This window comes from Stenotrophomonas sp. PS02298 (genome assembly GCF_029959445.1).
In the GTDB taxonomy this organism is placed as follows: domain Bacteria; phylum Pseudomonadota; class Gammaproteobacteria; order Xanthomonadales; family Xanthomonadaceae; genus Stenotrophomonas.
Genome location: NZ_JASCOR010000267.1, coordinates 1 through 3,540 on the forward strand (window position 1 = coordinate 1; position 3,540 = coordinate 3,540).

At 67.2% G+C, this 3,540-nt stretch carries 4 protein-coding genes; all 4 read left to right on the forward strand.

Annotation, left to right across the window (positions count from 1 at the left end; all coding sequences use genetic code 11):
- Positions 1 to 327: 327 nt before the first annotated feature.
- Complete coding sequence (gene pdhA, locus QMX78_RS20785; protein ID WP_282273229.1) at positions 328 to 1,416, forward strand: pyruvate dehydrogenase (acetyl-transferring) E1 component subunit alpha; 1,089 nt, start codon at positions 328 to 330, stop codon at positions 1,414 to 1,416.
- On the forward strand, positions 1,409 to 2,488 hold the full coding sequence (locus tag QMX78_RS20790; RefSeq protein WP_282273230.1) for an alpha-ketoacid dehydrogenase subunit beta: 1,080 nt from the start codon (positions 1,409 to 1,411) through the stop codon (positions 2,486 to 2,488). Before pdhA ends, QMX78_RS20790 begins: the two co-directional genes overlap by 8 nt.
- A 1-nt stretch (position 2,489) precedes the next feature.
- Positions 2,490 to 2,843: an SH3 domain-containing protein gene (locus QMX78_RS20795; RefSeq protein ID WP_282273232.1), complete on the forward strand. Its 354-nt coding sequence runs from the start codon at positions 2,490 to 2,492 to the stop codon at positions 2,841 to 2,843.
- Positions 2,840 to 3,540: biotin/lipoyl-containing protein (locus QMX78_RS20800; protein WP_282273234.1), on the forward strand; the 701-nt coding region annotated here is incomplete at its 3' end. The genes QMX78_RS20795 and QMX78_RS20800, both read left to right, overlap by 4 nt.

Here is a 3,540-nt window from a genome sequence, read left to right on the forward strand (position 1 = left end):
GGGTAACGCAGGGTTGCACCTCCTGTTGTGCCGACCCATGGTCGGCAGAGGCAGTACCGGTGAAGCCCCTGCCGACCATGGGTCGGCAGAGACCTTTCCCGCGCAAACGGAATCGAAACACGCCCAAACCCAAGCAGCGCGACAATGTGCCGTTTCTGTTGCTACAGACTGAATACGCTGTAATTGCTCACCCGAATCGCGCCCCGCGGAACAAAATCGCCCTGTACCCAGTCAATCTTGTTGCGGCGCAGGACGGCTTTTTCGGACTGAGTCCTTACCATGCGTAATTCCTATCATTTGAAACCATCTGTCCAAGGTGTTGCTGCAATGACGGTTTCCGCCCAGTTCCAAATCGATTACCTGCAGTACCTGGATGCCGACGGCAACCTGGTACGTGAAGACCTTCCCGCCTCGCTGCGTGAGCCGCGCTCGCTGCTGCCGATGTTCAAGCAGATGCTGGCCACGCGGGTGTTCGACACCAAGGCCGTGGCGCTGCAGCGCACCGGCAAGCTCGGCACCTTTGCCTCCTGCCTGGGCCATGAAGCGGCCCACGTCGGCATCGGCGCGGCCATGAAGAGCGGCGACGTGTTCGCTCCCAGCTACCGCGAGTACGGCGCCATGTTCATGCGCGGCGTGCGCCCGCGTGACGTCCTGATGTACTGGGGCGGCGACGAGCGCGGCAGCGACTACGACCGCGACAGCGATGCGGTCCGCGACTTCCCCATCTGCGTGCCGATCTCGACCCAGTGCCTGCACGCGGCCGGCTCGGCGCTGTCGTTCAAGCTGCGCAACATGCCGCAGGTCGCGGTCAGCGTCTGCGGTGATGGCGGCAGCTCCAAGACCGACTTCTACGCCGCCGTGAACTCGGCCGGCGCCTACAAGCTGCCGCTGATCCTGTGCGTGGTGAACAACGGCTGGGCCATCTCGGTACCGCGCTCGGCCCAGACCGGCGCTGAAACCCTGGCCCAGAAGGGCCTGGCTGGCGGCCTGTTCTGCCTGCAGGTGGACGGCAACGACCTGATCGCGGTGATGGCGGCGATGGAACAGGCGCGCGAGCGCGCCCTGTCCGGCCAGGGCGGCACGGTGCTGGAACTGCTCACCTACCGCCTGTCCGACCACACCACCGCCGACGACGCCCGCCGCTACCGCGACGACGCCGAAGTGAAGTCGGCCTGGTTGAATGAACCGCTGATCCGCCTGCGCAAGTACCTGACCGCGCGCGGCGTGTGGAGCGAGGAAGAAGAAAAGAACTGGATCGCCGAGTGCGGCACCCGCGTCGACGAGGAGGTCAACGCCTACCTCAACTGCCCGGTGCAGCCGGTCGAGGCGATGTTCGACTATCTGTATGCCGATCCGCCGCCGGACCTGCTGGCGCAGCGTGCTGCCGCCATCGCCCTGGAGCAGCGCCATGGATGACATCAAGCGCAATGCTGCCGTCACCTCGGCCAGCCACGATCACGGCGTCGCGCACAGCGCGGCGAGCAACAGCGGAGACACCCCGATGACAGCCACCCCGATCACCCTCATCGAAGCCGTCACCCAGGCCTTGGCCTGGGAAATGGAACACGACCCGTCGGTGCTGGTGCTGGGCGAGGACGTGGGCGTCAACGGTGGCGTGTTCCGCGCCACCGCCGGCCTGCAGCAGCAGTTCGGCGCGCAGCGCGTGCTCGACACCCCGCTGGACGAAACCACCATCGCCGGCCTCACCGTCGGCCTCGCTGCGCAGGGCATGAAGCCGGTGGCCGAAGCCCAGTTCGATGGCTTCGTCTACCCGATGGTCGATCACCTGATCTGCCACGCCGCACGCCTGCGCAACCGCACCCGTGGCCGCCTGCATTGCCCGATGGTGCTGCGCGTGCCGTGGGGCGGTGGCATCCGCGCGCCGGAGCACCACAGCGAAGCCAACGAAGCCATCTTCACCAATGTGCCGGGCATGCGCGTGGTGCTGCCGTCCAGCCCGCAGCGCGCCTACGGCCTGCTGCTGGCCGCGATCCGTGAGCCGGATCCGGTGATCTACATGGAGCCCAAGCGCATCTACCGCCAGTACAAGGAAGTGGTCGTCAATGACGGCGAAGCACTGCCGCTGGACGTCTGCTTCGTGCTGCGTGACGGCACCGACGTGACCCTGGTCACCTGGGGCGCGCAGGTCAAGGAAGCGCTGGAAGCCGCCGACAAACTGGCCGGCGAAGGCATCAGTGCCGAAGTCATCGACGTGGCCACGCTGCGCCCGCTGGATTTCGCCACCATCGCCGAATCGGTGGCCAAGACCGGCCGCTGCGTGATCGTGCAGGAAGCACCGAAGACCGCTGGGTTTGGCGCTGAAATCGCCGCGCGCCTGGCCGAAGAGTCGATCTACGACCTGCTGGCACCGGTCGAGCGCGTTGCCGGTTATGACACCCACATCCCGCTGTTCCGCCTGGAGATGAAGTACCTGCCCAGCGTGGAGCGGATCGTGACCGCCGCCAAGCGTGCGGTCGCGGTGGGCTGACATGCTGGCACGCTTGATTGGCAGCTACCGCAGCCAATACCGCAACCCCCTGCAGTTCAGGACCGGGCAGATCGTCGAGCTCGGTGTACGCGACGAGGAATGGCCGGCCTTCGCCTGGGTTAAAACCAGCGAAGGCAGCGCCGGCTGGGCGCCGGTGGCCTGGTTGCAGGTATTGGACGATGGCCGCGCCGAGGCGCTGCGCGATTACAGCGCACGCGAACTGGACGTGGACCGGGGTGAGCAGGTACGACTGCATCACGAACATGGTGGCTGGTGGTGGTCCGAGCGCGCCGATGGCGCGCAGGGCTGGCTGCCAGCGCGCGAACTTGAATTGCTGGAAGAGAAACTCACATGAGCCAGACCAAGAATTTCAACCTGCCCGACCTGGGCGAAGGCCTGCCAGACGCGACCATCGTTGAGTGGTTCGTCAAGGAAGGCGACGTGATCAAGCTCGACGAGCCGCTGGTGGCCATGGAAACTGCCAAGGCCGTGGTCGAAGTGCCCTCGCCGTTCTCCGGCAAGGTGCTGAAGCTGGCCGGCCCCGCCGGTGACATCGTGGTGACCGGGCACGTGCTGGCGAGTTTCGAGCTCGACCCGAACCTGCCGCAGCGTGCCGATGGCCAGGACACCGGCCATCACCACGGCGCCCCGGCCGAAGCCGCGCCTGCGCCTGCCGCAGCACCGGCACCGGTCGCTGCCGCTGCCGCCGAACGTGCCGCCGAACGTGCCGACGAAGGCACCGTGGTCGGCGCAATGGTCAGCTCCAATGCCGTGCACACCGAACAGGCCGTGGCCGTCGGTGGTGTCAAGGCGGTGCCGGCCGTGCGTGCGATGGCCCGCAAGCTGGGCGTCGACCTGGCCCGCGTCCGCGCCACCGGCGCCGAAGGCGCGGTGACGATGAATGATGTGAAGCAGGCGGCGGCAAATCCCTCAGCTTTGCTCCCCTCTCCCACCGGGAGAGGGGCTGGGGGTGAGGGTCCGACCTCCATCGCAGCTGCCGCGGGCGCCCCCCCCCCCCCCCCCCCCCGGGGGGGGGGGGGGCGGGGCGCCCC

What these genes read in the sequence shown, in the direction of transcription:
- pdhA (WP_282273229.1), top strand. Translation starts at nt 328, where the DNA reads ATGACGGTTTCCGCCCAGTTCCAAATCGATTACCTGCAGTACCTGGAT.
- QMX78_RS20790 (WP_282273230.1), top strand. Translation starts at nt 1,409, where the DNA reads ATGGATGACATCAAGCGCAATGCTGCCGTCACCTCGGCCAGCCACGAT.
- QMX78_RS20795 (WP_282273232.1), top strand. Translation starts at nt 2,490, where the DNA reads ATGCTGGCACGCTTGATTGGCAGCTACCGCAGCCAATACCGCAACCCC.